General features: G+C 52.5%; 1 protein-coding gene. It reads right to left on the bottom strand.

Annotated elements, in window-relative coordinates:
* A partial coding sequence (locus tag CQW31_RS30775; protein ID WP_099816125.1) for a transposase occupies window positions 1–869 on the bottom strand: 869 nt, incomplete at its 3' end.
* Between the last annotated feature and the right edge of the window lie 2 nt (window positions 870–871).

The raw sequence follows: 871 nt of genomic DNA, 5'->3' as shown, positions 1-871 counted from the left end.
AGGATTACCAGAGCTTGAGTTGTTGCTTTACCAGATTTCCGGTGCTGTTCATAAAGCCCTTTCCAAGCGGCCGATCTGCTGGCTGCCATCGCAGCGTTATGCAATAGGCGACGAATTTCTGAGCAACCTCGCTTGGTGAGACGACGCCGTCCATTTTTCTGTCCAGAATCACTAACCCGTAAATCCATTCCCAAAAAGGCGATGTACGAGTCGCTACTTTTGAATTCGCCCCTCATAAAAGCCATCACCAATGCTGCGGCGGTGAGGAAACCAATGCCCTCTACTGCCTGACAGCGAGCGACTTGCTCCTGCAGCCCAGCTTCTCGCAACACTTCCTTGATCTTCTGTTGGATCAACTTGTCCAGCCGATCTATTGATTTCACAAAGGTTTCGAAGGCGGCTTGCAAGAGGCTTTCGTTAGCCCAGCTCTGGGTCATCGCAGTGCGAGCAGTCACCAGGGCGGCTCTGCGTCGCAGAAGGCTCTGAAGCTTGCCGTAGACCGCTGGAGGGGGGCTCCAAGGGCGAAGGTCCTCGCCTTCATTTTTCAGAAAACGGGACAGCAATCGAGCATCGGAAGGGTCAGTTTTAACCCGGCCTCCAACGCTTTTTCGGTAGTTGCTCAGTTGAAAGCCATCAATGACATAAACCTCGAAACCCAGGCTATGGGCCTGCTCAACCAAGTCCAGGTGGTAGACATTGGTCGCCTCAACAGCAATTGCAGTATTGAGGGGCTGCTGTTTCAGCCAGCGTTTGATTTCGGGTTTGGAGTTTTTCAGTCTGATAATTTCATCGCGATCATCGTGGTGGATAACCAGCTCAGCTTTCGCGACATCCGCACCCACGATCAACTTACCTGCCTGCATTGCCATGG

Source organism: Pseudomonas sp. 382 (assembly GCF_002759075.1).
Lineage (GTDB): Bacteria > Pseudomonadota > Gammaproteobacteria > Pseudomonadales > Pseudomonadaceae > Aquipseudomonas > Aquipseudomonas vlassakiae.
Note: the sequence above shows the minus strand (reverse complement) of the source record. Positions and strands in the feature narration are given on the sequence as shown.